The organism is Micromonospora sp. L31 (genome assembly GCF_052068075.1).
GTDB classification, from domain to species: domain Bacteria; phylum Actinomycetota; class Actinomycetes; order Mycobacteriales; family Micromonosporaceae; genus Micromonospora; species Micromonospora purpureochromogenes.
Genome location: NZ_JBQHDC010000017.1, coordinates 53,460 through 78,789 on the forward strand (window position 1 = coordinate 53,460; position 25,330 = coordinate 78,789).

General features: G+C 73.8%; 24 protein-coding genes. 4 read left to right on the forward strand and 20 right to left on the reverse strand.

The genetic code is table 11. From position 1 onward, the window contains the following. Positions 1-107: 107 nt before the first annotated feature. From ACTMS9_RS29020 to pyrR, 15 genes are all read right to left on the reverse strand, one after another. Positions 108-1,091 (reverse strand): AAA family ATPase, encoded by a 984-nt coding sequence (locus ACTMS9_RS29020; RefSeq protein ID WP_441166487.1) that lies wholly within the window; start codon positions 1,089-1,091, stop codon positions 108-110. A 204-nt stretch (positions 1,092-1,295) separates the two neighbouring features. Continuing rightward, positions 1,296-3,413, reverse strand: a complete 2,118-nt coding sequence (locus ACTMS9_RS29025; protein WP_441166488.1) for a primosome assembly protein PriA — start codon at positions 3,411-3,413, stop codon at positions 1,296-1,298. A gap of 65 nt (positions 3,414-3,478) precedes the next feature. Beyond that, on the reverse strand, positions 3,479-4,669 hold the full coding sequence (gene metK / locus ACTMS9_RS29030; protein WP_179804331.1) for a methionine adenosyltransferase: 1,191 nt from the start codon (positions 4,667-4,669) through the stop codon (positions 3,479-3,481). A gap of 99 nt (positions 4,670-4,768) precedes the next feature. After that, the gene (gene coaBC, locus ACTMS9_RS29035) at positions 4,769-5,977 is read right to left on the reverse strand and encodes a bifunctional phosphopantothenoylcysteine decarboxylase/phosphopantothenate--cysteine ligase CoaBC (protein ID WP_441149192.1); all 1,209 of its coding nucleotides are present in this window, start codon (positions 5,975-5,977) and stop codon (positions 4,769-4,771) included. 14 nt (positions 5,978-5,991) lie between these two features. Further along, entirely contained in the window at positions 5,992-6,255 is a 264-nt protein-coding gene (rpoZ, locus tag ACTMS9_RS29040) for a DNA-directed RNA polymerase subunit omega (protein WP_007075826.1), read from the reverse strand. A 47-nt stretch (positions 6,256-6,302) separates the two neighbouring features. Then, a complete protein-coding gene (locus ACTMS9_RS29045; protein ID WP_441149191.1) occupies positions 6,303-6,836 on the reverse strand; it encodes a guanylate kinase in 534 nt (177 codons plus the stop codon). A 25-nt stretch (positions 6,837-6,861) separates the two neighbouring features. Further along, the gene (gene mihF, locus ACTMS9_RS29050) at positions 6,862-7,179 is read right to left on the reverse strand and encodes an integration host factor, actinobacterial type (RefSeq protein WP_088962722.1); all 318 of its coding nucleotides are present in this window, start codon (positions 7,177-7,179) and stop codon (positions 6,862-6,864) included. 169 nt (positions 7,180-7,348) lie between these two features. Then, complete coding sequence (gene pyrF / locus ACTMS9_RS29055; protein WP_357920364.1) at positions 7,349-8,182, reverse strand: orotidine-5'-phosphate decarboxylase; 834 nt, start codon at positions 8,180-8,182, stop codon at positions 7,349-7,351. Positions 8,183-8,274: 92 nt separating this feature from the next. After that, positions 8,275-9,549: an adenosylmethionine--8-amino-7-oxononanoate transaminase gene (locus tag ACTMS9_RS29060; RefSeq protein ID WP_441149190.1), complete on the reverse strand. Its 1,275-nt coding sequence runs from the start codon at positions 9,547-9,549 to the stop codon at positions 8,275-8,277. 43 nt (positions 9,550-9,592) lie between these two features. Further along, positions 9,593-10,630 (reverse strand): quinone-dependent dihydroorotate dehydrogenase, encoded by a 1,038-nt coding sequence (locus ACTMS9_RS29065; protein ID WP_441166489.1) that lies wholly within the window; start codon positions 10,628-10,630, stop codon positions 9,593-9,595. Between the two features lie 97 nt (positions 10,631-10,727). Continuing rightward, a complete protein-coding gene (gene carB / locus ACTMS9_RS29070) occupies positions 10,728-14,075 on the reverse strand; it encodes a carbamoyl-phosphate synthase large subunit (RefSeq protein WP_441149188.1) in 3,348 nt (1,115 codons plus the stop codon). Further along, on the reverse strand, positions 14,068-15,213 hold the full coding sequence (gene carA, locus ACTMS9_RS29075) for a glutamine-hydrolyzing carbamoyl-phosphate synthase small subunit (protein WP_441149187.1): 1,146 nt from the start codon (positions 15,211-15,213) through the stop codon (positions 14,068-14,070). Before carA ends, carB begins: the two co-directional genes overlap by 8 nt. A 58-nt stretch (positions 15,214-15,271) precedes the next feature. Beyond that, on the reverse strand, positions 15,272-16,549 hold the full coding sequence (locus tag ACTMS9_RS29080) for a dihydroorotase (RefSeq protein WP_441149186.1): 1,278 nt from the start codon (positions 16,547-16,549) through the stop codon (positions 15,272-15,274). Next, on the reverse strand, positions 16,546-17,472 hold the full coding sequence (locus tag ACTMS9_RS29085; RefSeq protein WP_154938070.1) for an aspartate carbamoyltransferase catalytic subunit: 927 nt from the start codon (positions 17,470-17,472) through the stop codon (positions 16,546-16,548). Before ACTMS9_RS29085 ends, ACTMS9_RS29080 begins: the two co-directional genes overlap by 4 nt. Continuing rightward, entirely contained in the window at positions 17,469-18,053 is a 585-nt protein-coding gene (gene pyrR, locus ACTMS9_RS29090; protein ID WP_280837108.1) for a bifunctional pyr operon transcriptional regulator/uracil phosphoribosyltransferase PyrR, read from the reverse strand. The genes ACTMS9_RS29085 and pyrR overlap by 4 nt, the downstream gene beginning before the upstream one ends. Positions 18,054-18,341: 288 nt before the next feature. Between pyrR and bldD the strand changes: the two genes are divergently transcribed. Beyond that, entirely contained in the window at positions 18,342-18,830 is a 489-nt protein-coding gene (gene bldD, locus ACTMS9_RS29095; protein ID WP_013285505.1) for a transcriptional regulator BldD, read from the forward strand. A gap of 97 nt (positions 18,831-18,927) precedes the next feature. Here the strand turns inward: bldD and nusB are convergent, their stop codons facing one another. The 4 genes from nusB to aroB form a co-directional block, all read right to left on the reverse strand. Next, positions 18,928-19,338: a transcription antitermination factor NusB gene (gene nusB, locus ACTMS9_RS29100; RefSeq protein WP_172894702.1), complete on the reverse strand. Its 411-nt coding sequence runs from the start codon at positions 19,336-19,338 to the stop codon at positions 18,928-18,930. Positions 19,339-19,361: 23 nt separating this feature from the next. Next, positions 19,362-19,919, reverse strand: a complete 558-nt coding sequence (gene efp / locus ACTMS9_RS29105) for an elongation factor P (RefSeq protein WP_088962732.1) — start codon at positions 19,917-19,919, stop codon at positions 19,362-19,364. 551 nt (positions 19,920-20,470) lie between these two features. Next, complete coding sequence (aroQ, locus tag ACTMS9_RS29110) at positions 20,471-20,911, reverse strand: type II 3-dehydroquinate dehydratase (RefSeq protein ID WP_441149185.1); 441 nt, start codon at positions 20,909-20,911, stop codon at positions 20,471-20,473. After that, entirely contained in the window at positions 20,908-21,984 is a 1,077-nt protein-coding gene (aroB, locus tag ACTMS9_RS29115) for a 3-dehydroquinate synthase (RefSeq protein WP_441166490.1), read from the reverse strand. The genes aroQ and aroB overlap by 4 nt, the downstream gene beginning before the upstream one ends. Before the next feature lie 147 nt (positions 21,985-22,131). Here aroB and ACTMS9_RS29120 point away from each other — a divergent pair, with 147 nt between their 5' ends. Together ACTMS9_RS29120 and ACTMS9_RS29125 are read left to right on the forward strand one after the other, a co-directional pair. Beyond that, a complete protein-coding gene (locus ACTMS9_RS29120) occupies positions 22,132-22,653 on the forward strand; it encodes a DUF2243 domain-containing protein (RefSeq protein ID WP_441149183.1) in 522 nt (173 codons plus the stop codon). Next, on the forward strand, positions 22,650-23,417 hold the full coding sequence (locus ACTMS9_RS29125) for a cytochrome c oxidase assembly protein (protein ID WP_441149182.1): 768 nt from the start codon (positions 22,650-22,652) through the stop codon (positions 23,415-23,417). The genes ACTMS9_RS29120 and ACTMS9_RS29125 overlap by 4 nt, the downstream gene beginning before the upstream one ends. Positions 23,418-23,530: 113 nt before the next feature. On the opposite strand, the gene ACTMS9_RS29130 is transcribed toward ACTMS9_RS29125, so the two are convergent. Beyond that, positions 23,531-24,511 carry a helix-turn-helix transcriptional regulator gene (locus tag ACTMS9_RS29130; protein WP_441166491.1) on the reverse strand — a complete coding sequence of 327 codons (981 nt, stop codon included), beginning with the start codon at positions 24,509-24,511 and terminating at the stop codon, positions 23,531-23,533. A gap of 82 nt (positions 24,512-24,593) precedes the next feature. On the opposite strand from ACTMS9_RS29130, the gene ACTMS9_RS29135 reads away from it, so the two are divergent. Beyond that, positions 24,594-25,322, forward strand: a complete 729-nt coding sequence (locus ACTMS9_RS29135) for an alpha/beta fold hydrolase (protein WP_441166492.1) — start codon at positions 24,594-24,596, stop codon at positions 25,320-25,322. The last annotated feature ends 8 nt before the right edge of the window (positions 25,323-25,330 follow it).

The following is a 25,330-nucleotide window of genomic DNA, read 5'->3' on the forward strand; positions in this document are numbered from 1 at the left end:
ATCATGCGCGTCCGGGCGGCGCCCGGCGACCCCGCGACCGACCGCCGCCACGGCGGGCGGTCGCGACGGCGGGCGGCGGGCCGGCCCGCCGGCGATCGTGGCGAGGCTCAGGCGCCGGCGCCGGGCTCCCCCGCCAGCACGGCGGCGCCGCCGAGCAGGGCGTGCTCGGGCAGCGGGAGCTGGATGCCGTGCGCGGCCTCCCAGTCGTAGACGGTGCTCGGCCGGACCTGGGCGGCGAAGAAGTCCAGCGCGCTCATTCCGCCGACGACCGGCTCGTCCACCTCGGCGACCAGCTGGGCGGGGACCAGGTTGAAGCCGTTCTGCAGGGCGGCGCTGAGCCGGCGGTGCCCGTCGACGACGAAGAAGTACTCGCCGGTGTAGCCGATCCGCAGCGGCTCCAGGGCCTCGTCGCCGGCCCCGGCCACGTCGCCGACGAACTCCGAGTCCCAGAGCCCGCGCAGGGTGGTGATGTCCTCGGTCGGGTAGACCCGGGCCGGGTCGAGCAGCAGCAGCGGCGGGGCGTCGCGCAGCACCTCGGCGCCGAGCCGGCCCTCGTACGCGTCGACGATGTGCTCGATCACCTCGGGCGCCGAGGCCCGGGTGGTGTCGCAGACCATGTCGTAGTTGCGCAGCCGGGCCTTGTCCACCCCGTAGCGGAGGATGAACCGGTTCCGCTCGCTCTCGCTGCGCTCGCGGAGCTTGGCCTTGGCCTCCTCCAGCGAGGTGTAGCTCTCGGCCGGGCCGGAGGGACGCAGCAGCACCCGGCGGGCCGCCTCGCCCGGCTCGGTGATCATGTGCACCTTGAGCGCGTCGGTGAAGAAGTGCCAGGCCAGCCGGGAGTCCATGACCAGCGACTCGCCGGAGGCGGCGATGTCCCGCTGGAGCTGGTCGACGTAGCCGTCGACGGCCTGGTCCAGCTCGGCGTGCAGGTTGAGCTGGAGGGCGGTCATCTGCCGCTCCTGCGCCATCTGCCGGTAGAGGTCGCCGACGCTGACCCGGCGAAGGCCCAGCCGCTTGGCGATCTCGACGGAGACGGTGCTCTTGCCGCTGCCGAGGTCCCCGTTGAAGACGATCGATTGACGAACGGTCACGACTGGTCCACCCCTGATCACCGGCTGATTGACATCATCGATATGGCGTCGGATCGACGCGCTCCGCCATCGTCGCGCCATCCGTGCGCCCGGGCATGACGGGCGATGTTATCACTCCCCCACCACCGGTTTGCCGGACGAGGTGTGCGACGGTACCCGCTCCGGGCCGGGTCGTGCCCGGCCGGTGCCGCGGATCACGGCCGGTCAGAAGAGGCTGAGCGGGTCGACCTGGAGGCGCACCGGGTCGGCGGCCTTGCGGGCGCTGCGCACCCCGGCGGCGGTGTGCAGCGCCTCGGCGAGGGCGGCGGCCCGGGCCCGGGGCACCCGCACCAGCATCCGCTCCCGGTCGCCGTCGGCCGGGACCGGGCCGAGCACCTCCGCCCCGTCCGGCAGCCGGGCCTCCGCCAGCAGGTCGGCCACCGCGACCGCCGGGCCGGTCACGCTGGCCATCTTGGTCGCCGGCGGGAAGCCCAGCTCCCGCCGCTCGGCCAGCTCCCGGGCGGCGAACCAGGCCGGGTCCCAGCGCAGCAGGGCCTGCACCGGCGCCAGCGCGCCGTCGGCGACCACCACCACGCGCCCGCCCGCCGACGCCGGCCGGGCCAGCGCGGCCGCGCTCAGCCAGCGGCGCAGCGTCTCCTCGCCGGCGCGCAGGTCGGCCCGGGTGAGCAGGGCCCAGGAGTCCAGCAGCAGCACCGCGCCGTAGCCCCCCTCGGCCAGCGGCTCCGCGCCCGGGGTGGCGATCACCAGGCCGGCGCCGCCGGGCACGCTGGCCAGCACCTCCTCCCGGCCCGAGGTGCGTACCGGCACGCCGGGAAAGGCGCGGCCCAGCTCCTCGGCGGTGCGCCGGGCGCCGGTGACCGCCGCGCGCAGCCGCCGACCGCCGCACTCCGGGCAGGCGTACGCGGCGGTGACCCGGCCGCACCAGCGGCAGGCGGGGATGCCCTCGGCGGAGGGCAGCGCCAGCGGGCCGGCGCAGTGCGGGCAGCGGGCCGGGGTGCGGCAGTCCGCGCAGGAGATCGAGGGCAGGTAGCCCCGGCGCGGCACCTGCACCAGCACCGGGGCGTCCGCGCGCAGGGTGTCCCGGGCGGTGGTCCAGGCCAGGCTGGGCAGCCGGGCCGTCGCCGCGCCGGGGTCGCGGGCCAGCTGCGGGTCGTCGCCGGTCGGCGCGATGCTCGGGGTACGCGCCCGCAGGGTCGCCCGGTCGGCGACCACCTCGCGGGCCCAGCCGGTCTCCACCAGCAACTGCGCCTCGGCGGTCCGGGTGTACCCGCCGACCAGCACGGCGGCCCCGGCGAGCTGGGCCCGGGTGAGCAGCACGTCCCGGGCGTGCGGGTACGGGGCGCGGGGCTCGGCGTGCAGGTCGTCGCCGTCGTCCCAGATCGCCACCAGGCCGAGCCGGTCGACCGGGGCGAACATCGCCGCCCGGGTGCCGATCACCACGGGCGCGGTACCGCGCCGGGCGGTGAGGAAGGCCCGGTACCGGCGGGCCGGTCCGAGCGCGGCGGAGAGGCAGACGTGCCGGCCCGGGCCGAGCGTGCCGGTCAGCGCGGCGTCCAGCCGGTCCAGGTCCCGGGCGTCGGCGACCACGACGACGGCGCCCCGCCCCCCGGCCACGGTCGCGGCGACGGCGTCGGCGTAGCGGGCGGCCCAGTCCTCCCCGGCCAGCGCCGACCAGACGGCGCGGGGCGGTCGGCCCTCGGCGAGCGCGCGCAGGAACGCCGGGCCGGCCGGATAGTCCCGCCAGCCGCGCGGGTCGACGGCGGGCGGGGCCGGTGCGCCGCTCGGCTCGGACGCGTCCGACGCGGCGCCGGCCCGGGTTGGGTCGGGTGCGGCGGCGACCCCGGTCGGCCCGGACGCGTCCGACGCAGCACCGACCCCGGCGGACGGGGACGGCGCGGCGGCGACCCCGTGCGTCGGCGGCGTGTCGGCGGTCGGGGCCGCGCTGACCTCGTCGGGCGTCGAGGCGGTGTCGGAGGTGTCCGCGTCCACCGTCGCGGCGTGCGCGCGCAGGTCCTTCTCGACCCGGGCGTGGCGGGGCGGGACGGCGAGCCGGAGCACGTCGGCGAGGCTGCCGGCGTACCGGTCGGCGACGGCCCGGGCCAGCCGGGCGATCTCCGGCGCCAGCACCGGCTCCGGGGAGACCACCTTCTCCAGGTACGCCAGCCGGCCGGTGTGCCCGGAGTCGTCGGCGCGGTCCAGCAGCCAGCCGTCGACCAGTTGCCCGGCGAAGCGCACCTTCACCCGCACCCCGGGCACGGCGTCGGCGTCCAGCTCGGCGGGGACCAGGTAGTCGAACGGGCGGTCGAGGTGCGGCAGTGGCACGTCGACGCAGACACGAGCGACCGGCGACCCCTCAGCGGGTCGCCGGTCGCTGCGCCTGGTGCCGGTCAGGCTCCCGCTACCGACTTGAGGTCGGCGGCCCGGTCGGTGCTCTCCCAGGTCAGGTCCGGCAGCTCGCGGCCGAAGTGGCCGTACGCGGCGGTCTGCTGGTAGATCGGGCGGAGCAGGTTGAGGTCCCGGATGATGGCGGCCGGGCGGAGGTCGAAGACCTCGGTGACGGCCTTCTCGATCGAGGCGACCGGCACGGTCTCGGTGCCGAAGGTCTCGATGAACAGGCTGACCGGGTGGGCCTTGCCGATCGCGTAGGCGACCTGCGCCTCGCAGCGCTCGGCGAGGCCGGCGGCCACCACGTTCTTGGCCACCCAGCGCATCGCGTACGCGGCCGACCGGTCCACCTTCGACGGGTCCTTGCCGGAGAACGCGCCGCCGCCGTGCCGGGCGTACCCGCCGTAGGTGTCGACGATGATCTTGCGGCCGGTCAGGCCGGCGTCGCCCATCGGGCCACCGATCTCGAACCGGCCCGTGGGGTTGACCAGCAGCCGGTAGCCCTCGGTGTCCAGGCCGAGGCTCTCCAGCTCGGGGGCGATGACGTGGTCGCGCACGTCCGGGGTGAGCAGCGAGTCCAGCGAGATGTCCGCGGCGTGCTGGCTGGACACGACCACGGTGTTGAGCCGGACCGGACGCAGGCCGTCGTACTCGATGGTGACCTGGGTCTTGCCGTCGGGCCGCAGGTAGGGGATGGTGCCGTCCTTGCGCACGGCGGCCAGCCGGCGGGCCAGCCGGTGCGCCAGCGCGATCGGCAGCGGCATCAGCTCGGGGGTCTCCGAGCAGGCGAAGCCGAACATCATGCCCTGGTCGCCGGCGCCCTGCGCGTCGAGCGCGCTCTCCGACTCACCGGTACGCAGCTCGAAGGCGTTGTCCACACCCTGGGCGATGTCGGCGGACTGGCCGCCGATCGAGACGCTGACGCCGCACGAGGCGCCGTCGAAGCCCTTCTTCGACGAGTCGTACCCGATCCCGAGGATGGTCTCCCGGACGATCGTCGGGATGTCGGCGTACGCCTTGGTCGTCACCTCGCCCGCGACGTGCACCTGCCCGGTGGTGATCAGGGTCTCCACCGCGACACGGCTGTGCGGGTCCTTGGCCAGCAGGGCGTCCAGGATGCCGTCGCTGATCTGGTCGGCGATCTTGTCCGGGTGGCCCTCCGTGACCGATTCGGACGTGAAAAGACGTGTCACGGCACTCCTAAGCACTTGAGTCTCTCTGGAAAGGTCGCTCCGCGGCAGTTTAGTCACCCGGTTCCAGGGTGCCGCAGCCAACGCGAAAGTGACCAGCGTTCAGGACAACGCGGCCAGCCGGGTCACCACGAGGTCCCAGACCCGGTCGGCCAGGTCTTCCTTGGACTGTTCCGGAAGGGTGGTCACGCTGCCGTCCGCGCCCACCACGGTCGCCGCGTTGGTCTCGGCCCCGAAGACCTTGTCCACGCCCACCTCGTTGATGACGATCAGGTCGGCCCGCTTGCGGGCGAGCTTGGCCCGGCCGTTGGCCTCGGCGTCGCCGGTCTCGGCGGCGAAGACCACCAGCAGCTGCTCCGGGCGGCGCTGCCGCCCCAGCTCGGCGGCGATGTCGGGGTTGGTGACCAGCGCGATGGTCGGCGCGCTGCCGTCCTCCGACTTCTTGATCTTGCCGGGGGCGTAGGTCGCCGGCCGGAAGTCGGCGGGCGCGGCGGCCATCACCACCACGTCGGCGTCGGCGGCGGCCTCCAGGGTGGCCTTGCGCAGTTCTTCTGTGGTGCCCACCCGGACCAGGTCGACCCCGGCCGGGTCGGGCAGGGCGACGTTCGCGGCGATCAGGGTGACGCGGGCGCCCCGGGCGACGGCCGCGCGGGCGAAGGCGTACCCCTGCTTGCCGGAGGAGCGGTTGCCGAGGAAGCGGACCGGGTCCAGTGGTTCGCGGGTGCCGCCGGCGGTCACCACGACGTGCCGGCCGGCCAGGTCGGCGGGGGCGTCCAGGCCCCGGGCCAGGGCCCGGCGGGCGACGGCGAAGATCTCGGCCGGGTCGGGCAGCCGCCCCTTGCCGGTGTCGGCGCCGGTGAGCCGGCCGACCGCTGGTTCGATCACCCGTACGCCGCGCGAGCGCAGCGTCGCGACGTTGGCGACGGTGGCCGGGTGCTCCCACATCTCGGTGTGCATCGCCGGGGCGAGCACCACCGGGCAGCGCGCGGTGAGCAGCGTGTTGGTGAGCAGGTCGTCGGCGAGGCCGTGGGCCGCCTTGGCGAGCAGGTCGGCCGTCGCCGGCGCGACCACCACCAGGTCGGCCCGCTGGCCGAGCCGGACGTGCGGCACCTCGTGCACGTCGGACCAGACGTCGTCGGCGACCGGCTGGCCGGAGAGCGCCGCCCAGGTCGGCGCCCCGACGAAACGGAGCGCCGACGCGGTCGGCACGACCCGGACCCGGTGGCCCGACTCGGTGAAGAGCCGCAGCAGCTCACACGCCTTGTAGGCGGCGATGCCGCCGCCGACCCCGAGGACGATCTCGGCGGGCATCGGCGGAGCGGGTGTTACGGCTGGTCGGTCGGCTCGGCGGTGAGCAGGCCCGCGTTGATCTCGCGCATCGCGATCGAGAGCGGCTTCTCCTGCGGGGTGGTCTCCACGAGCGGGCCGACGTACTCCAGCAGGCCCTCACCGAGCTGGCTGTAGTAGGCGTTGACCTGGCGGGCACGCTTGGCGGCGAAGATCACCAGCGCGTACTTCGAGGTGGTCTTCTCGAGGAGCTCGTCGATCGGCGGGTTGGTGATGCCCTCGGGGTTGGCGATGGATCCCACGAAATACCCTCTGCGTCTGAAGTGTCCGCGCGAGCGCGGCTGGTCGCTCAACCGCGCAGTCGCGGCTGGGCGGGAGCCAGATAGGAAGAACCGAGCAAGCCTACCAGTTCGGCCACGACCCGCTCGGTGAGGTCGTGGACCACGGTGTGTCCGACGGCCGCGAGGACCGCCGGGTCCGGACGGTGGCCCGGAGGCGTCAGCAGGACCAGCCGGACGTCCGGCAGGGCCTCCCGGACGGCGAGCGCGCCGGGCAGGTCGAGCGGGAGCAGCACCGGCCGGCCGTCGGCCAGCCGGGACCGCAGCGGCTCGCGGGGCGTGCCACGGCGGTGCCCGCCGATCCGCGACCACTCCAGCAGCTCGCCCGCGGCGATCATCCGGTCGAAGCCGACCGGGTCCACGAAGCGCCGGTCGACGCCGTCGACCTCGTCGGGGCGACGGGGCCGGGTGGTCACCGGCACCGGCACCCACACGGACGGAGAACGCGCCCGGACCAACTCGACGACACTCTCCCGCGCGGCGCCCGAGGGCCCCGCCAGGACAGTGAGCCGAGCCGCCGGGCGCGCCTCGTCATCCGTGCTCACCGCTTGTTTCTACACGTTGCGGCGTTCAGTTGGCGGCGAACTCTCCAAGCAGAGCCTTGCGCTGCTGCTCGCCGAGCCCGCGCAGGCGACGGCTGTCGGCGATCTTGAGCTTCTCCATGATCTGGGTAGCCCGGATCTTGCCGATGCCCGGCATCGCCTGCAGGACGGCCGAAACCTTCAGCTTGCCGACGACGTCGTCGGACTCGGCCCGCTCGAGGACGGCGGCAAGGGTGGTCTTGCCCTGCTTGAGCTGCTCCTTCAGCTCAGCACGGGCCTTGCGGATCTCCGCGGCCTTCTCCAGCGCGGCAGCGCGCTGCTCGGGGGTCAGTGACGGGAGCGGCACCAGTTCTCCTCAGGTCCCTATCGCGACGGGCGGGGCGCACCGCCGCTCTGTGAAACGTGGTGTCGCTGGCAACCAAAGGGGTCCGTGGTTCCCAGCGCGGGGAAAACTAGCGGTCGCGGGCGGTTTCGGCAACGTGGGCGCGCCAAGATCGGAAAAAGTGACCGAGCCGTCAGTCAGCCAGAACGTCCCGACAGTCGGCCAGCACGCGGTCCACGGCGGCTCGCAGAGCGGCCTCGTCCGGGCCGGCGTTCAGCACCTCTCGGGAGTACGACGGCAGCACCGACGACAGGCTGGAGCCGAAGACCGTCCGCAGGTCCGCGGCCGTCGCGCCCTGCGCGCCGAGCCCCGGGGCGAGCAGCGGCCCGTTCACCTTGGACAGGTCGTGACCGGTGTCGCCGATCGTCGCGCCGACCACCAGCCCGAAGCTGCCGATCGGCTCCGCACCCCTGTTGAGCTGGGAAATCTCGTCAATGACGGTCTGCGCGACGGTGCGCCCGTCGGCCGTCCGGGCGCGCTGGACCGCGGCGCCCTCCGGGTTGGAGGTGAGCGCCAGCACGAAGACGCCGCCGCCGTGGGTGGCCGCCAGCTCGAACATCGGGGCCAGCGATCCGACCCCCAGGTAGGGGCTCGCGGTGATCGCGTCGACGTGCAGCGGACCGGACGGGTCGAGGTAGGCCGAGGCGTACGCGGCGACGGTCGAGCCGATGTCGCCGCGCTTCACGTCCAGCAGAACGAGCGCGCCACAATCTCGTAACTGTCGGATAGTTGACTCAAGAATTCCGACACCTCGGGCACCGAACCGCTCGAAAAAGGCCGACTGGGGCTTGACCACCGCGACCCGGTCCGCAAGCGCTCCCACGACGGTCCGCGCGAACCGGTCCAACCCGTCGACGTCGTCCGGCAACCCCCAGCGGGCCAGCAGCCCGGGATGCGGGTCGATCCCCACACAGAGCGGCCCCCGCTCGGCGACGGCGCGGTGCAGCCGGGTCCCGAAACTCTCCATCGGCGTTCCTCTCCTCACGCTCGCGCTCGGTGGCCGGCCCGTGCCGGCCCCGTCCTGCCCGCCGGCTCAGCCGGCCCCGTCCTGCCGCCGGCTCAGCCGGCCTTCACCGCCGCCGCGATGCCGGCCGCGATCCGGGCCAGGTCCGCGTCGTCGGTCACGTAGGGCGGCATGGTGTAGACCAGGTCGCGGAACGGGCGCAGCCAGACGCCCTGGGCCACGGCGGCGGCGGTCGCCGCCGCGATGTCCACCTCGTGGTCGAGCTGCACCACGCCGATTGCGCCCAGCACCCGCACGTCGGCCACGCCGGGCGCGCCGCGCAGCGGCTCCAGGCCGGCCCGCAGGCCCGCACCCACCCGGGCGACCTGGGTGGCCCAGTCACCGGCTCGCAGCAGCTCCAGGGACGCGTTGGCGACCGCGCAGGCCAGCGGGTTGCCCATGAAGGTGGGACCGTGCGCCAGCACCCCGTCGGCGGAGATGCCCCGGGCGACCCGCGGGGTGCACAGCGCGGCGGCCAGGGTGAGGTACCCGCCGGTCAGCGCCTTGCCGACGCAGAGCACGTCCGGGCTCACCCCGGCGTGCTCGGCGGCGAACATGGCGCCGGTCCGGCCGAAGCCGGTGGCGATCTCGTCGAAGACCAGCAGCACCCCGTGCGCCCGGGTCACCTCGCGCAGCACCCGCAGGTACTCCGGGTGGTGGAAGCGCATCCCGCCCGCGCCCTGCACCACCGGCTCGACGATGACCGCGGCCAGCTCGTCGGCGTGCCGCTCCACCGCGTCGGTCAGCGCCGCCACGTACGCCGGGTCGGGCGGGTCGTCGAAGCCACCGGGCGGGACGGGCGCGAAGACCTGGCGGGGCAGCACGTCGCCCCAGAGGTGGTGCATGCCGCCCTCCGGGTCGCAGACGCTCATCGGGTGGAACGTGTCGCCGTGGTAGCCGCCCCGCCAGGTGCCCAGCCGGCGGCGTTCCGGCCGGCCGGTGGCCCGCTGGTACTGCAGGCACATCTTGACGGCGACCTCGACGCTGACCGAGCCGGAGTCGGCCAGGAAGACGTGTTCCAGCCCGGCCGGGGCCAGCTCGACCAGCGTCCGCGCCAGCCGCACGGCGGGCTCGTGGGTGAGCCCGCCGAACATCACGTGGCTCATCCGGCCGAGCTGGTCGGTGACCGCCGCGTCCAGCACCGGGTGCCGGTAGCCGTGGATCGCCGCCCACCAGGACGACATCCCGTCGACCAGTTCCCGGCCGTCGGCCAGCCGCAGCCGGACGCCCTGGGCGCTCTGGACCACGTACGGCGGGTGGGCCGGGGGCAGCGCCGCGTACGGGTGCCAGACGTGGGCCCGGTCGGCGGCCAGGATCTCCTCGGGCGTCACACGCTCTCCTTCGTACCGTCGAGGGTTGCCCGGCCGGGAGGTGTCACCCGGCCGGCACCGGCGCGGTGGCGCCCGCCGACGCGCGGGCCGCGGCCCGGACCAGGCCGGGGCCCCGGTAGATGAAGCCGGTGTAGAGCTGGATCAGGCTGGCCCCGGCGTCGAACATCCGGGCGGCGGCGTCCAGGTCGAGGATGCCGCCGACGCCGACCACCGGCAGCCGGCCGCCGGTCTCCCGGTGTACGAAGGCGACCACCTCGCGGGCCCGGGTGGCGAGCGGGCGGCCGGAGAGCCCGCCGGTCTCCGCGCCCCGGCCGGCGTCGGCCGGGGCGAGCCCGTCGCGGGCGAGGGTGGTGTTGGTGGCGATCACCCCGGCCGCGCCGCGGGCCAGGCAGACCTCCAGCAGCTCGGCGATGGCCGGCTCGGTCAGGTCCGGGGCGATCTTCACCAGCACCGGCTTCTCCCCCACCAGCGCCGCCAGCAGCGCGTCCAGGTGCGACTTGTCCTGCAACGAGCGCAGGCCGGGGGTGTTCGGCGAGGAGACGTTGACCGCGAAGTAGTCGCCGTGCGCCCGCAGCGCCCGGTACGAGGCCAGGTAGTCCTCGACGGCGTCGGCCAGCGGGGTCACCTTGGACTTGCCCAGCGAGATGCCCAGCGGCGCCCCGATCAGGCGGGGCAGCGCCGCCAGCCGGGCCGCCAGGGCCTCGGCGCCGGCGTTGTTGAAGCCCATCCGGTTGACCACGGCCTCGCTGTCGCGCAGCCGGAACAGCCGGGGCCGGGGGTTGCCCGGCTGGGCGTGCGCGGTGACCGTGCCGACCTCGACGAAGCCGAAGCCCAGCGCCGGCCAGGCCGGCAGGGCCACGCCGTTCTTGTCCATCCCCGCGGCCAGCCCCACCGGGTTGGGGAACTGGACCCCGAACACCGTGCGCGGCGCCCGCACCTGGTACCGGGCCCGCAACGCCGCGAGCGCCGCCGGCCGCCGGGAGAGCGCCGCCAACCGCCGCAACGTCCACTCGTGCGCCGCCTCGGCGTCCCCGCCCCCCACCCGGAACAGCTGAGGCCGCACCACCTTCTCGAAAATCACGCCCCGGCTCCCCCCGGCTCGGTGATCATGAAGTTGTCGCCAGGTCCGGCGGCGGGTCGGGGCGACAACTTCATGATCGACGCGGGAATGGAGCGGGTCACTCGCCGGCTCGCAGGGCGGCGTGGAGCTCCTGGAGGGGGCGGACCTGCATGTCGCCGCGGATGCGGGCCTCGATGCCCATGACCGCCGCGGCGGCGCCGGGGACGGTGGTGATGCAGGGGATGTCGGCGGTCACGGCCGCGCTGCGGATCTCGTAGCCGTCCGAGCGGGCGCTCGCGCCGGAGCCCTGGGGCGTGTTCACCACCAGCGCCACGTCGCCGCCGAGGATCATCGACACCGCGTCCTCGCCCTCGCCCGACTCGTAGTGCTTGCGGATCTGCTCGCAGGCGATGCCGTGCCGGCGCAGCACCTCGGCGGTGCCGGTGGTGGCGACGATCTCGAAGCCCAGGTCCGCCAGCCGCTTGATCGGGAAGATCATGCCGCGCTTGTCGCGGTTGGCGACGGAGACGAAGATCCGGCCGCCGGTGGGCAGCGACCCGTACGCGGCCGACTGGCTCTTGGCGAAGGCGTGCCCGAAGTTGGTGTCGATGCCCATCACCTCGCCGGTGGACTTCATCTCCGGGCCGAGCAGCGAGTCGATGCCCTTGCCGGACCGGGTGCGGAACCGCTTGAACGGCAGCACCGCCTCCTTGACCGCGATCGGGGCGTCCGGCGGCATCACGCCGCCGTCGCCGGTCGGCGGCAGCAGCCCCTCGGCGCGCAGCTCGGCGATGGTGGCGCCGAGCGCGATCCGGGCCGCCGCCTTGGCCAGCGGCACCGCCGTGGCCTTGGAGACGAACGGGACCGTCCGGGACGCCCGGGGGTTGGCCTCCAGCACGTAGAGCATGTCGTCCTTGAGGGCGTACTGAACGTTGAGCAGGCCCTTGACGCCCACCCCCCGGGCGATCGCCTCGGTGTAGCGGCGCACCTGGGTCAGGTGCGAGCTGGCCAGGGTGATCGGCGGCAGCGCGCAGGACGAGTCGCCGGAGTGGATGCCGGCCTCCTCGATGTGCTCCATCACGCCGCCGAGGTAGACCTCGCCGTCGGCGTCGCAGAGCGCGTCCACGTCGATCTCGATGGCGTCGTCGAGGAAGCGGTCCACCAGCACCGGGTGGTCCGGGGAGATGTCGGTGGCCCGGCCGATGTAGTCGCGCAGCGTGGCGTCGTCGTAGACGATCTCCATGCCCCGCCCGCCGAGCACGTACGACGGCCGGACCAGCACCGGGTAGCCGATCTCGTCGGCGATCGCCTTCGCCTCGTCGTACGAGGTGGCCATGCCGTGCGCCGGGGCGCGCAGCCCGGCCCGGGCCAGCACCGCGCCGAACGCGCCGCGCTCCTCGGCGAGGTGGATCGACTCCGGGGAGGTGCCGACGATCGGCACGCCGGCGTTCTTGAGCCGCTGCGCCAGCCCCAGCGGGGTCTGCCCGCCGAGCTGCACGATCACGCCGACCACGCCCGGGCCGCCGGCCGCCCGGCCGGAGGTGTCCTCCGCGTGCCAGACCTCCAGCACGTCCTCGAAGGTCAGCGGCTCGAAGTAGAGCCGGTCGGCGGTGTCGTAGTCGGTGGAGACCGTCTCCGGGTTGCAGTTGACCATGACGGTCTCGTAGCCGACCGCGCGCAGGGCCATGACCGCGTGTACGCAGGAGTAGTCGAACTCGATGCCCTGGCCGATCCGGTTCGGCCCGGAGCCCAGGATGAGCACCTTGGGCCGGTCCGAGGGCGCGACCTCGGTCTCGGAGTCGTAGGTGGAGTAGTGGTACGGCGTGGTCGCCTCGAACTCGGCCGCGCAGGTGTCCACCGTCTTGTAGACCGGCCGCACGTCGAGCCGGTGCCGCAGGGTGCGTACGCCGTCCTCGGCGGCCAGCTCCGGGCGCAGCGCGGCCAGCTGCCGGTCGGACAGGCCGGCCCGCTTGGCCCGGCGCAGCAGCTCGGCGTCGAGCACCGGGGCGTCCACGATCTCCGCGCGCAGCTCGACCAGGCCGGCGATCTGGTCCAGGAACCAGGGGTCCATCCCGCCGGACGCCGCGGCGACCTCCGCGATGGTGGCGCCCAGCCGCAGCGCCCGCTCCACCGTGTAGAGCCGGCCGTCGTGCGGCATCCGCAGCGCGGCGAGGGTGTTCTCCCTGGTCGCGCCCGCCGGATCGGGTTGGGTCCAGAAGCCCGCGCCCTTCGTTTCCATCGAGCGCATCGCCTTGTTGAGCGCCTCGGTGAAGTTCCGGCCGAGGCTCATCGCCTCGCCGACCGACTTCATGGTGGTGGTCAGCTCCGGGTCGGCGCCGGGGAACTTCTCGAACGCGAACCGGGGGATCTTCACCACCACGTAGTCCAGCGTCGGCTCGAAGGCCGCCGGGGTCTTCAGGGTGATGTCGTTGGGGATCTCGTCCAGGGTGTAGCCGATGGCCAGCTTCGCGGCGATCTTGGCGATCGGGAAGCCGGTGGCCTTGGAGGCCAGCGCCGAGGAGCGGGACACCCGGGGGTTCATCTCGATCACGACGATCCGGCCGTCGGCCGGGTTGACCGCGAACTGGATGTTGCAGCCGCCGGTGTCCACCCCGACCTCGCGCAGCACCGCGATGCCCAGGTCGCGCAGGCGCTGGTACTCCCGGTCGGTGAGCGTCATGGCCGGGGCGACGGTGACGCTGTCGCCGGTGTGCACGCCCATCGGGTCGACGTTCTCGATCGAGCAGACCACCACCACGTTGTCGTGGCGGTCGCGCATCAGTTCGAGTTCGTACTCCTTCCAGCCGAGCACGCTCTCCTCGATCAGCACCTCGTGCACGGGGCTGGCGGCCAGGCCGGACCCGGCGATGCGGTGCAGGTCCTCGTCGGTGTGCGCCATGCCGGAGCCCAGGCCGCCCATGGTGAAGGACGGCCGGATCACCACCGGCAGGCCCAGCTCGGCGACGGTGGCCTCGACCTCGGCCATCGAGTGGCAGACCCGGGAGCGGGGCACCAGGTTGGTCGGATCCTCCAGCCCGATGCGTACGCCGGCCTTGGCGACGATGTCCTTGAACAGCTGCCGGTCCTCGCCGCGGTTGATCGCGTCGATGTTGGCGCCGATCAGCTCCACGCCGTACTTGTCCAGCACGCCGGCCTCGTGCAGGGCGACCGCGGTGTTCAGCGCGGTCTGCCCGCCGAGGGTGGGCAGCAGGGCGTCCGGGCGCTCCTTGGCGATGACCAGCTCGACGAACTCCGGGGTGATCGGCTCGACGTACGTGGCGTCGGCGAACTCGGGGTCCGTCATGATCGTCGCCGGGTTGGAGTTGACCAGGCTGACCCGGATGCCCTCGCTGCGTAGCACCCGGCACGCCTGGGTGCCGGAGTAGTCGAACTCGCAGGCCTGCCCGATGACGATCGGCCCGGAGCCGATCACCAGGATGTGTTTGAGGTCGGTGCGCTTAGGCATTCTTCCCGCCTTCGATGAGCTCGGCGAAGCGGTCGAACAGGTAGTCCGCGTCGTGCGGGCCGGCCGCCGCCTCCGGGTGGTACTGGACGGTGAAGGCGGGCACGTCCTTGGCCCGCAGCCCCTCGACCACGTTGTCATTGAGGCAGACGTGGGACACCTGGACGCCCCCGAACTCGGTGTCGATCACCTGGTCGGGGACCACCGCGCCCTGCCCGGCGCCCGGCACCTGCACGGCGAAGCCGTGGTTGTGGCTGGTCACCTCGACCTTGCCGGTGACCCGGTCGAGCACCGGCTGGTTGATGCCGCGGTGGCCGTAGCCGAGCTTGTAGGTGCCGAAGCCCAGCGCCCGGCCGAGGATCTGGCTGCCGAAGCAGATGCCGAACAGCGGCACCTCGCGGCGCAGCACCTCCCGGGCGAGCGCCACCGGCCCCTCGGCGGTGGCCGGGTCGCCCGGGCCGGGCGAGAGGAAGACCGCGTCCGCGCCGGTGGCCAGCAGGTCGTCGATGGTCGAGCCGGCCGGCAGCACGTGGGTGGTGACCCCGCGCGCGGCGAGCCGCCGCGGCACGTTGCGCTTGATGCCCAGGTCGAGCGCGGCCACGGTGAACCGGTGCGGGCCGACCGCCTCGACGACGTACGGCTCGGCGGTGGTCACCTCGGCGGAGAGGTCCGCGCCGACCATCTGCGGCGACTGGCGGACCCGGGCCAGCAGGGCGCGCGGGTCGTCGTCGACGCTGGAGATGCCGACCCGCATCGCGCCGCGCTCGCGCAGGTGCCGGGTCAGCGCCCGGGTGTCCACGCCGGCGATCCCGACCACACCCTCGGCGGCGAGCCGGTCCTCCAGCCCGCCGGTGGCGCGCCAGTTGGAGCCGATCCGGGCCGGGTCGCGCACCACGTACCCGGCGACCCAGATCCGGCCGGACTCGTCGTCCTCGGCGTTGACGCCGGTGTTGCCGATGTGCGGCGCGGTCTGCACCACCACCTGCCGGTGGTACGAGGGGTCGGTCAGGGTCTCCTGGTAGCCGGTCATGCCGGTGTTGAAGACCGCCTCGCCGAAGGTCTCCCCGACGCTGCCGTACGCCTCGCCGTGGAACGTGCGCCCGTCCTCGAGAACGAGGATCGCGGGCCTGCGCTTAGCCATTACTGTGCCGGCCTTTCATTCGCGACTGCGGGACTCCGCTGCGCTGCATTCCTCGCGCTCACTTGACAGCCTTTCCGTCCAGGACCGTCGGCTCGCCGCGCAGGAAGGTCGCCACGATGCGACCCGGCAGCGTCATGCGGGCGTACGGGGTGTTGCGACTGCGGCTGGCCAGCTCCGCGGGCTCGATCACCCGACGGGCGGCCGGGTCGACCAGGGTGAGGTTGGCCGGCACGCCGGGCGCCGGGTCGATGCCGTGCCCGTCGAGCCCGGCGATCCGGGCCGGGGTACGCGACATCCGCTCGGCGATCAGGTCCCACTGCGGCCCGAACACGTCCAGGGCGATCGAGAGCGCCGTCTCCAGGCCGAGCATCCCCGGCCGGGCGTACGCCCACTCGCACTCCTTGTCCTCCACCGCGTGCGGGGCGTGGTCGGTGGCGACGACGTCGATGACGCCCTCGGCCAGCGCGGCCCGCAGCGCGGCGATGTCGGTGGCCGTGCGCAGCGGCGGGTTGACCTTGTAGACCGGGTCGTAGGTGGACGCCTTCTCGTCGGTGAGCAGCAGGTGGTGCGGGGTCACCTCGGCGGTCACCCGCACCCCGCGCGCCTTGGCCTGGCGCAACACCTCGACGCTGCCGGCGGTGGAGACGTGGCAGACGTGCAGCCGGCTGCCGACGTGCTCGGCCAGCAGCACGTCCCGGGCGATGATCGCCTCCTCGGCGACCGCCGGCCAGCCGGTGAGCCCGAGCCGGGTCGAGACCTCACCCTCGTGCATCTGCGCGCCCTCGGTGAGCCGGGGCTCCTCGGCGTGCTGGGCGACGACGCCGTCGAACGCCTTGACGTACTCGAGGGCCCGGCGCATCAGCTTGGGGTCGGCGACGCAGAAGCCGTCGTCGGAGAAGATCCGGACCCGGGCGGCGGAGTCGGCCATCGCGCCCAGCTCGGCCAGCCGCTCGCCGGCCAGCCCGACGGTGACCGCGCCGATCGGCTGCACGTCGACCAGCCCGGCCTCGCGGCCCAGCCGCCAGACCTGCTCGACCACGCCGGCGGTGTCGGCGACCGGGGAGGTGTTGGCCATCGCGCAGACAGCGGTGTAGCCGCCGAGCGCGGCCGCGCGGGAACCCGACTCGACCGTCTCGGCGTCCTCCCGGCCCGGCTCGCGCAGGTGGGTGTGCAGGTCGACCAGGCCGGGCAGGGCGACCAGCCCGGTGCCGTCGACGACGGTGGCCTCCGGCGCGGTCAGCCCGGCGCCGGTCTCGGCGACGACGCCGTCGCGGATCAGCAGGTCGGTCGGCGCGGCGCCGACGACGCTCACGTTGCGGATCAGGTACGAGCTCACAGGTTGTTCCCCCCGAGCAGCAGGTAGAGGACGGCCATCCGCACGGAGACCCCGTTGGCGACCTGTTCGACGATGGTGGAGCGGGGCGAGTCGGCAACCTCGGGCGTGATCTCCATGCCCCGGTTCATCGGGCCCGGGTGCATGACGATCGCGTGCTCGGGCAGCCGGCGCATGCGCGGGCCGTCCAGCCCGTAGCGGCGGGCGTACTCGCGGGCGGAGGGGAAGTAGGAGTCGTTCATCCGCTCCCGCTGCACCCGCAGCATCATCACCACGTCCGACTGCGGCAGCACCGCGTCCAGGTCGTAGGAGACGTCGGTGCCGGGCGCGAGCGCCTGGCCGATGTGCACCGGGATCAGCGTCGGCGGGCCGACCAGGGTGACCTTGGCGCCGAGGGTGGAGAGCAGCAGCACGTTGGAGCGGGCCACCCGGGAGTGCAGCACGTCCCCGACCACCGCCACGTGCAGGCCGGCGAGCCGACCCAGCCGGGAGCGCATCGTGTACGCGTCGAGCAGCGCCTGGGTGGGGTGCTCGTGGGTGCCGTCGCCGGCGTTGACCACCGACCCGTCCACCCAGTTGGCCAGCCGGTGCGGCGCGCCCGAGGCGGGGTGCCGGACGACCACCGCGTCGGCCCCCATCGCCTGGAGGGTGAGCGCGGTGTCCTTCAGGCTCTCCCCCTTGGCCACGCTGGAGCCCTTGGCCGAGAAGTTGATCACGTCGGCGCTGAGCCGCTTGGCGGCCGCCTCGAAGGAGATGCGGGTCCGGGTGGAGTCCTCGTAGAAGAGGTTCACCACGGTCCGGCCGCGCAGGGCGGGGAGCTTCTTGACCTCCCGGCCGGCGACGGTGGCCATCTCGGCGGCGGTGTCGAGGATCTGGGTGGCGGTGGCCGCGTCCAGGTCGGCCCCGGAGAGCAGGTGCCGGATCATGAGGTGGTACCCCCGAAGAGCTTGACCTCGTCGGCACCGTCGGTCTCGGCGAGGGTGACCTTGACGCTCTCGGTGAGCGCGGTCGGGATGTTCTTGCCGACGTAGTCGGCGCGGATCGGCAGCTCGCGGTGGCCGCGGTCGACCAGGACGGCGAGCTGCACGCTGGCCGGCCGGCCGACGTCGTTGAGCGCGTCGAGCGCGGCCCGGACGGTGCGGCCGGAGAAGAGCACGTCGTCGACGAGGATGACCCGCTTGCCGTCGATGCCGCCCGGCGGGAGCTGGGTCGGGCCGACCGCGCGGGTGGCGTGCCGGCGCAGGTCGTCGCGGTAGAGAGTGATGTCGAGCACCCCGACCGGGACGTCGACGTCCTCGAAGGTGCTGATCCGGGCGGCGAGGCGCCTTGCGAGTGGAGCCCCGCGAGTGGGTATGCCGAGCAGGACGGTGTCGGCGGCGCCCTGGGTCTTCTCCAGGATCTGGTGGGCGATCCGGTCGACGACGCGCTGGACGTCGGCACTGGCGAGGATCACCTTCACCGAGGGTTGTCGCGGCGGCGACGACTGGGCAGCCGGTGGGCAGGCCACGGCGGACCTCCTTCCCCGCCTCACGGGACGGGTCGTTAAAGGACGTCTGGGGACTCCGGTCGGATCGCGGACGGCCCGGACCGGGGCTTCGTTCCACGTTACCAGCGGTCACCGGCGCGGCCCCGGGCACCCACTGATCCCCGGATCAGGGCGGTGAAATGGGGATAAGTCCCCCCGCGCTCCCCAACTGTAAGGACACGACCACTTGACCGCGTGTCGCAATCCCCGTACCGTCACGCTCCGTAGCGATCGCTGGGAGAACCCCAAAGCAGCACTGGGAGTGTCCGAATGCCCTCTGAATACGCCAAGTCGCTGGGCGCCCGCCTGCGCTCCATCCGCCAGCAGCAGGGCCTGTCCCTGCAGGGTGTGGAGGAGAAGTCGAACGGGCGGTGGAAGGCCGTGGTGGTCGGCTCGTACGAGCGCGGCGACCGGGCCGTCACCGTGTCCCGCCTGGCGGAGCTGGCCGACTTCTACCGCGTTCCCGTCTCGGAGCTGCTGCCCGACGGCAGCGGGGTGCGGCACGAGCCCACCAGCAAGATCGTCCTGGACCTGGAGCGGCTCTACGACGAGGCCTCCGAGGACCTCGCCTACGTCGCCCGGTACGCCCGCGCCATCCAGCAGCAGCGTGGCGACTACAACGGCCGGGTGCTCTCCATCCGCGCCGACGACCTGCGCGCCCTCGCCATCGTGTACGACGCCTCGCCGTCGGGCCTGATCGAGCGGCTCACCGAGCACGGTGTGCTGGTCGCCGACCCGCGGGCGTTCTTCGCGTCCTGATCCACTGTTCGCAGCAGGGGCCCGTGCCGGACGGCACGGGCCCCTGCTGCGAACTGGTGATCGGGTGCGGTCGGCGGCGGAGCGCCGGCGCGTCGGATCAGCGGGTGGCGTACTCGGCGATCCGGCCGAGGATGCCGTTGAGGAAGCGCGGCGAGTCGTCGGTCGACATCTGCCGGGCCAGCTCCACCGCCTCGCTGATCGCCACCGCGTCGTCGATCTCGTCGACGTAGAGCAGCTCGTAGACCGCGATGCGGGCGAGGTTGCGGTCGACCACCGGCATCCGTTCCAGCGTCCACCCCTCGGCGTAGCTGGCGATCACCTCGTCGATCCGGTCGAGGTGGGCGGCGACCCCCTCGACCAGGCCGACCGCGTAGCCCAGGTGCTCCGGCCGGGGCTTCTCGATCCGCTCGACGTAGCCGGCCAGCACCTCGACCGGGGGCCGGTCACGCAGGTCGGCCTCGTAGAGCACGTCCAGCGCCCGCTTGCGCGCCTTGCGGCGCGACGGCATCTGCTGTTTGGGACCCTCGGCCATCAGGCTCGGCCGAGGTAACGGCCGTCGCGGGTGTCGACCTTGATCTTCTCGCCGGTGGTGATGAAGAGCGGCACCGGCACGGTCGCGCCGGTCTCGACGGTGGCCGGCTTGTTGCCGCCGGTCGACCGGTCGCCCTGCAGACCCGGCTCGGTGTAGGTGACCTCGAGCACGACCGAGGTCGGCAGCTCGATGTAGAGCGGGACACCCTCGTGGGTGGCGACGGTCGCCTCGGCCTCGGGGAGGAGGTAGTTGGCCGCCTCGCCGACGGTGCCGCCGGGGACGGTGATCTGGTCGAACGTCTCCAGATCCATGAAGACGTAGTCCTCGCCGTCGGCGTACAGGTACTGCATGGTGCGCTTGTCGACGGTCGCGGTCTCGACCTTGGTGCCCGCGTTGAAGGTCTTGTCGACGACCTTGCCGGACAGCACGTTCTTCAGCGTCGTGCGGACGAACGCCCCACCCTTACCGGGCTTGACGTGCTGGAACTCGACGACGGCCCAGAGCTCCCCGTCGAGGTTGAGTACCAGGCCGTTCTTGAGGTCGTTGGTGGATGCCATTTCCTGCCTTGATCATCAATTGGCGGACAGACCTGGCAAGTCTACTAGTTGTGTCCAACCGGCGACTCCGCCTCCGGCCGGCCCGTTCCCAGCCCGACCGACGCCGCCCTCCTGACCACCGTGCGTCACCGGCAGGCCCACCCCCGGACACCCCCACCCCCTCCTTTGCTCTGCTGCCCCGGAGGCGACAGTCACCCGGAGTGTCCGCGCCCGAAGCAGGGGCCGGTCGCGCCACGATCCATCTGAGCAGCTCACGTCCGGTGTCGCCGGGAGGGCAGCAGAGCAAAGGCGTCAGGGGAGGTCGGCGGAGGGGAGCCGCACATCACCGAGCGTTGCATGACTCGCCCACCACTGACGGTGATCGTCGAAGACACCACGCCGCGCGCGGCGTGCCCCGGCCGTCGCCGGCGATCGTGCCGCCGGTCACGCTGTGGCCCGGCGCCCGGCGCCCGGGGCGCGAGGGTGGGTGCGGCGGCGAGGGTGGCGAGCGGCGCCGCGACGGCGGCGGGCGGCGCCGGTTGCAGGGGACGGTCGGCCGGTCGGGCGACCGTTCAGCCGGTCGCGCCGAGGCGGGTGGCCAGGTGGCGCAGGGCGAGGCGGTAGCCGTCGACGCCCAGGCCGCAGATCACCCCGGTCGCCACGGCGGAGACCACGGAGTGGTGCCGGAACTCCTCCCGGGCGTGGATGTTGGAGATGTGCACCTCCACCAGCGGCCCGTGAAGCATCGCGCAGGCGTCCCGGACGGCGATCGAGTAGTGCGACCAGGCGGCCGGGTTGAGCACCACCGCCGCCTGCTCGTCGGCCGCCTGGTGCAGCCAGCCCAGCAGCTCGTGCTCGGCGTCGGTCTGCCGGACGACCACGTCCAGCCCCAACTCGCGGCCGGTGTCCACACAGAGCGTCACCAGGTCGGCGTAGCTGGTCACGCCGTACACGTCGACCTGCCGGGTGCCGAGCCGGCCCAGGTTCGGCCCGTTCAGCACGTACACCCTCACGAGGCGATCTCCCGGTAGGCGGCGTGCAGCAGCTCGTCGTCCGGCCCTTCCAGGATCGCCGGCCGGGCCAGGGCGTCGAGCACCACGAAGCGCAGGGTGCTGCCCCGGGCCTTCTTGTCCACCCGCATCGCGGCCAGCAGGTCGGGCCAGGCGTCGGCCGGGTAGCTGGTGGGCAGGCCGAGCGCGGCCATCACCGTGCGGTGCCGTTCGGCGGTGGCGGCGTCGAGCCGGCCGGCCAGCCGAGCCAGGGCGCCGGCGAAGACGGTGCCCACCGCTACGGCGTGCCCGTGCCGCCAGCGGTAGCCCTCCACCTTCTCGATCGCGTGCGCCAGGGTGTGGCCGTAGTTGAGCACCTCGCGCAGCCCGGACTCGCGCAGGTCGCCGGAGACCACGTCGGCCTTCACCCGGATCGCCCGCTCGATCAGCTCGCGGGCCACCGGGCCGGTCGGGTCGACGGCGGCGGCCGGGTCCCGCTCGACCAGGTCGAGGATCACCGGGTCGGCGATGAAGCCGCACTTGACCACCTCGGCCATCCCGGCGGCCAGGTCGGCCGGGGGCAGGCTGTCCAGCGTCGCCAGGTCGCAGAGCACGCCGGCCGGTGGGTGGAACGCGCCGACCAGGTTCTTGCCGGCGGCGGTGTTCACGCCGGTCTTGCCACCGACCGCGGCATCCACCATGCCGAGCAGGGAGGTCGCCACCGGCACCCACCGCACTCCGCGCAGCCAGCAGGCGGCGACGAAGCCGGCCAGGTCGGTCACCGCGCCCCCGCCCACCCCGACCACCGCATCGGTACGGGTGAACCCGGCCGCGCCGAGCCGCTCCCAGCAGTCGGCGGCCACCTCGATCCGCTTGCCCGCCTCGGCGTCGGGCACCTCGATCGGCAGCGGGGTCACCCCGGCCGCGCGCAGCCGCTCGGCCAGCGTGTCGGCCAGGTCCTTGAGCGGCGGCGCGAAGAGCAGCGCGACCCGCTCGGCGCCGGGCAGCAGCCGCGGCGGCGGATCGAGCAGGTCGCGTCCCACGAGCACGTCGTACGGCCGCTCGCCGCCGACCGGAATCCGGGTCACCTCGTCCATCGCAGGGGAGCCTAGTGCAGCCGGCACCGCCGCGACGGCGCTCGTCCACCTGGTGGCAAGCGACATTGCCGGCCACCGGGTACGTTCGGCTCGTAAGGGCCGGGGGTAGGGCGAAGCGGACCGGACCCACGACGGCGGAGGTTCCCCATGGCCACCACGACCATCGACGGCGCCGACATCCGGCTGCCCGCCACCATCCTCGGCGTCGGGCTCGGCGGTTTCGCCGACGGCATCGTCCTGCACCAGGTGCTCCAGTGGCACCACCTGCTCAGCAGCACCGACACCGACAACGTCGGGATCCGGGCGTACCCGGTGGACACGGTTTCCGGCCTGCAGATGAACACCCTCTGGGACGGCATCTTCCACGTGGTCACCTGGGTGGCGGTCCTCACCGGGCTGGCCCTGCTCTACGCCCGGGTGACCCGGTCCCGCGGCCGGCTCTGGCGCTCCCCGGCGCTGTGGGGCTGGGCGCTGGTGGGCTGGGGCCTGTTCAACCTGGTCGAGGGGCTCGTCGACCACCACCTGCTGGGCATCCACCACGTGCACGGCGGCCCCCACCAGACGGCCTGGGACGTCGGCTTCCTGCTGTTCGGCGCGGCGCTGATCGCCGTGGGCTGGGCGGTGCAGCGCCGCGCCGGCACGCTGGACACCTGCGCCGACCGGCGATGACCGGGCAGCACGGCGACGGGGTCGGCCCGCTGCTGCTCGTACCGCTGCTGGTCTTCTGGGTCTACCTGGCCGCGGCGCTGCGCCAGCGGGACCCGGGGCGCGGTGGCTGGAGCCACTGGCGTACCGCGAGCTTCGGTGCGGGCGCCGCGTTGCTCGCGGTGGCCGCGGTGCTGCCCGGCCACGACCTGGTCGGGCACATGTGGCGGCACCTGCTGGTCGGGATGCTGGCGCCGCTCGGGCTGGTGCTCGGCGCGCCCGGCACCCTCGCGCTGCGCACGGTGCGCCGCGACGTCGGGCGGGCGGCGCTGCGGGTGCTGCGCCACCCGGTCCCGCGGGTGGCCGCCCACCCGGTCACCGGCCTGCTGCTCACCGCCGGCGGGCTCTACCTGCTGCACCTGACCCCGCTGTACCGGGCCACCCTGGCCCACCCGGGGCTGCACGACCTGGTGCTGCTGCACTTCCTGGCCAGCGGGTACCTCTTCACCTGGGCGATCGCCGGCCCCGACCCGGGGCCGCACCGCCCCGGGGTGCCGCTGCGGCTGGTCGTGCTGGGGCTGTCGGTGGCCGCGCACGCCACCCTGGCCCAGCTCATGTACGCCGGCCTGGTCGACGCGGCCGCGCCGGTGGCGCAGCTGCGGACGGCGGCGACGCTGATGTACTACGGCGGCGACCTGGCCGAGATCCTGCTCGCCCTCGCCCTGCTGGTCACCTGGCGGCCGGTGGCCCGGCGCGCCCGGTCCGAGCCGCCGCCGGCGCCCGCCTGAACCGGGACCCCGTCCGCCGGTCCCGGCCGGGGCCGCCGTCGGTCCCGGCCGCCGCCGGTCCTGCCGGTGCTACCGGTCCCGGCCAGGCGCGGGCTTCGCCGGGGTCTGGTTCGTCAGTCGGACGGTGGGGCCTCGCCGGGCCGGTCAGCCCAGCCGGCGAGTCGGGTCGCGTGGGCGCGGACGGCGTCGCGCAGCGCGTCCGGGCGGAGCACGGTGAACGGCCAGCCGAGCCCGGCGAGCAGCTGCGCCATCCCGTCGAGGTGCTCGGCGCGGGTCCGCAGCAGCACCCCGTCGGCGACCTCGGTGAGCTCGCCGACGCTGGGCGGAATGCGGCGTCGGGCGGCGACCAGGTCGGTCTCCAGCAGCACCTCGACCGAGTGCGCGTACGGCACGCCGGCCAACGAACGGGTCACCTGCGCCACCGGGTCGAAGTCGTCCGGCACGGCGAAGGTCTCCGGGCCGGTGCTGACCGCGCCGATCCGGTCCAGCCGGAAGGTGCGTACCTCGTCGCGGAGATGGTCGTAACCGGTGACGTACCAGCGGCCGGCGTGGAAGACCAGCCCGTACGGGTCAAGCTGCCGCCGCGACGGGTCACCCCGCCAGGAGCGGTAGTCCAGCGTCACCCGCCGCCGCTGCCGAGCCGCCGCGCCGAGGGCGAGCAGCGTGCCGGTGGCCGGGCGGAGCGCCGGGTCGGCGCGGCGCAGCGTGAAGCCGAGGTGGTCCTGGACGGCGGCGAGCCGCTCCGCGAGGGGAGCCGGCAGCACCCGCCGGATCTTGGCCAGGGCGGTGGCGGTGGCCGGCTCGTCGGTGCCCAGCCCCAGCCGTTCCGCCGCGACCAGGCCGAGCAGGACCGCGACCGCCTCGTCGTCGGTGAGCATCAACGGCGGCAGCTTGTAGCCGGGGCGCAGCCGGTAGCCGCCGTACCGGCCCCGCTCGGCGGTGACCGGGATGCCGAGGTCGACCAGGGTGGCGGCGTACCGACGCACGGTGCGCTCGTCGACCCGCAGCCGGTCGGCCAGCTCGACGCCGGTGAGCCGGTGGTGGCTCTGGAGCAGTTCGAGCATCGCGAGCACCCGACCGGCGGGATGTGACACGGGCCACCTCGCAATACCGGGCGGAAACTGTCCGGATTCCAGCTTACGGTGTCCGTGGACATCGAGACGAGGGAGATCCGAGATGGCGACGTTCGTGCTGGTGCCGGGATTCTGGCTGGGCGGCTGGGCGTGGCGGGAGGTGACCGCCGACCTGCGCGGGCGCGGCCACGACGTGTACGCGGTGACGCTGACCGGAGTGGCCGACCGGGCCCACCTGGCCGGCCCCGAGGTGGGCCTGGAGACGCACACCACCGACCTCACCGCGCTCATCGAGGCGGAGGAACTGCGCGACGTGGTGCTGGTCGGGCACTCCGGCGGCGGGATGCCGGTGACCCAGGCGGCCGACCGGATGCCGGACCGGATCGCCCGGGTGGTCTACGTGGAGAGCGGGCCGCTGCCCGACGGCATGTCCCAGTTCGACGTCAACCCGCCGGAGGAGCAGGAGCGGCTGCGCGCGCGGATCGGCGACGGGCACCTGCTGCCGCCGCCGGCCTGGGAGCCGGCCAAGGACCCGCAGAACCTGGCCGGCCTGGACGACGGCGCGCTGGCGCTGCTGCGGCGCCGGTCCACCGGGCACCCGCTGGGCGCGGCGACCGACCCGGTGCGGCGTACCGGGGGGCGGCCGGTGCCGACCGCGCTGGTGGCGTGCACCTTCCCGGTGGAGGTGGCCGCCGCGATGATCGCCGAGGGCCACCCGTTCTTCGCCGGTCTGACCGGCGCCGAGCTGCACGGGCTGCCGACCGGCCACTGGCCGATGCTGAGCGAGCCGAAGGCCCTCGCCGACCTGCTCGACACCATCGCCCGGAGCTGACCGCCGGC

Bases quoted from the DNA above. Each gene is read 5' to 3' on its own strand.
- coaBC (WP_441149192.1), bottom strand. From the start codon at position 5,977: ATGCCCGCCGAGATCGTCCTCGGGGTCGGCGGCGGCATCGCCGCCTAC.
- pyrF (WP_357920364.1), bottom strand. From the start codon at position 8,182: ATGGAGAGTTTCGGGACCCGGCTGCACCGCGCCGTCGCCGAGCGGGGG.
- carB (WP_441149188.1), bottom strand. From the start codon at position 14,075: ATGCCTAAGCGCACCGACCTCAAACACATCCTGGTGATCGGCTCCGGG.
- carA (WP_441149187.1), bottom strand. From the start codon at position 15,213: ATGGCTAAGCGCAGGCCCGCGATCCTCGTTCTCGAGGACGGGCGCACG.
- ACTMS9_RS29085 (WP_154938070.1), bottom strand. From the start codon at position 17,472: ATGATCCGGCACCTGCTCTCCGGGGCCGACCTGGACGCGGCCACCGCC.
- bldD (WP_013285505.1), top strand. From the start codon at position 18,342: ATGCCCTCTGAATACGCCAAGTCGCTGGGCGCCCGCCTGCGCTCCATC.
- nusB (WP_172894702.1), bottom strand. From the start codon at position 19,338: ATGCCGTCGCGCCGCAAGGCGCGCAAGCGGGCGCTGGACGTGCTCTAC.
- efp (WP_088962732.1), bottom strand. From the start codon at position 19,919: ATGGCATCCACCAACGACCTCAAGAACGGCCTGGTACTCAACCTCGAC.
- aroB (WP_441166490.1), bottom strand. From the start codon at position 21,984: ATGGACGAGGTGACCCGGATTCCGGTCGGCGGCGAGCGGCCGTACGAC.
- ACTMS9_RS29120 (WP_441149183.1), top strand. From the start codon at position 22,132: ATGGCCACCACGACCATCGACGGCGCCGACATCCGGCTGCCCGCCACC.
- ACTMS9_RS29125 (WP_441149182.1), top strand. From the start codon at position 22,650: ATGACCGGGCAGCACGGCGACGGGGTCGGCCCGCTGCTGCTCGTACCG.
- ACTMS9_RS29135 (WP_441166492.1), top strand. From the start codon at position 24,594: ATGGCGACGTTCGTGCTGGTGCCGGGATTCTGGCTGGGCGGCTGGGCG.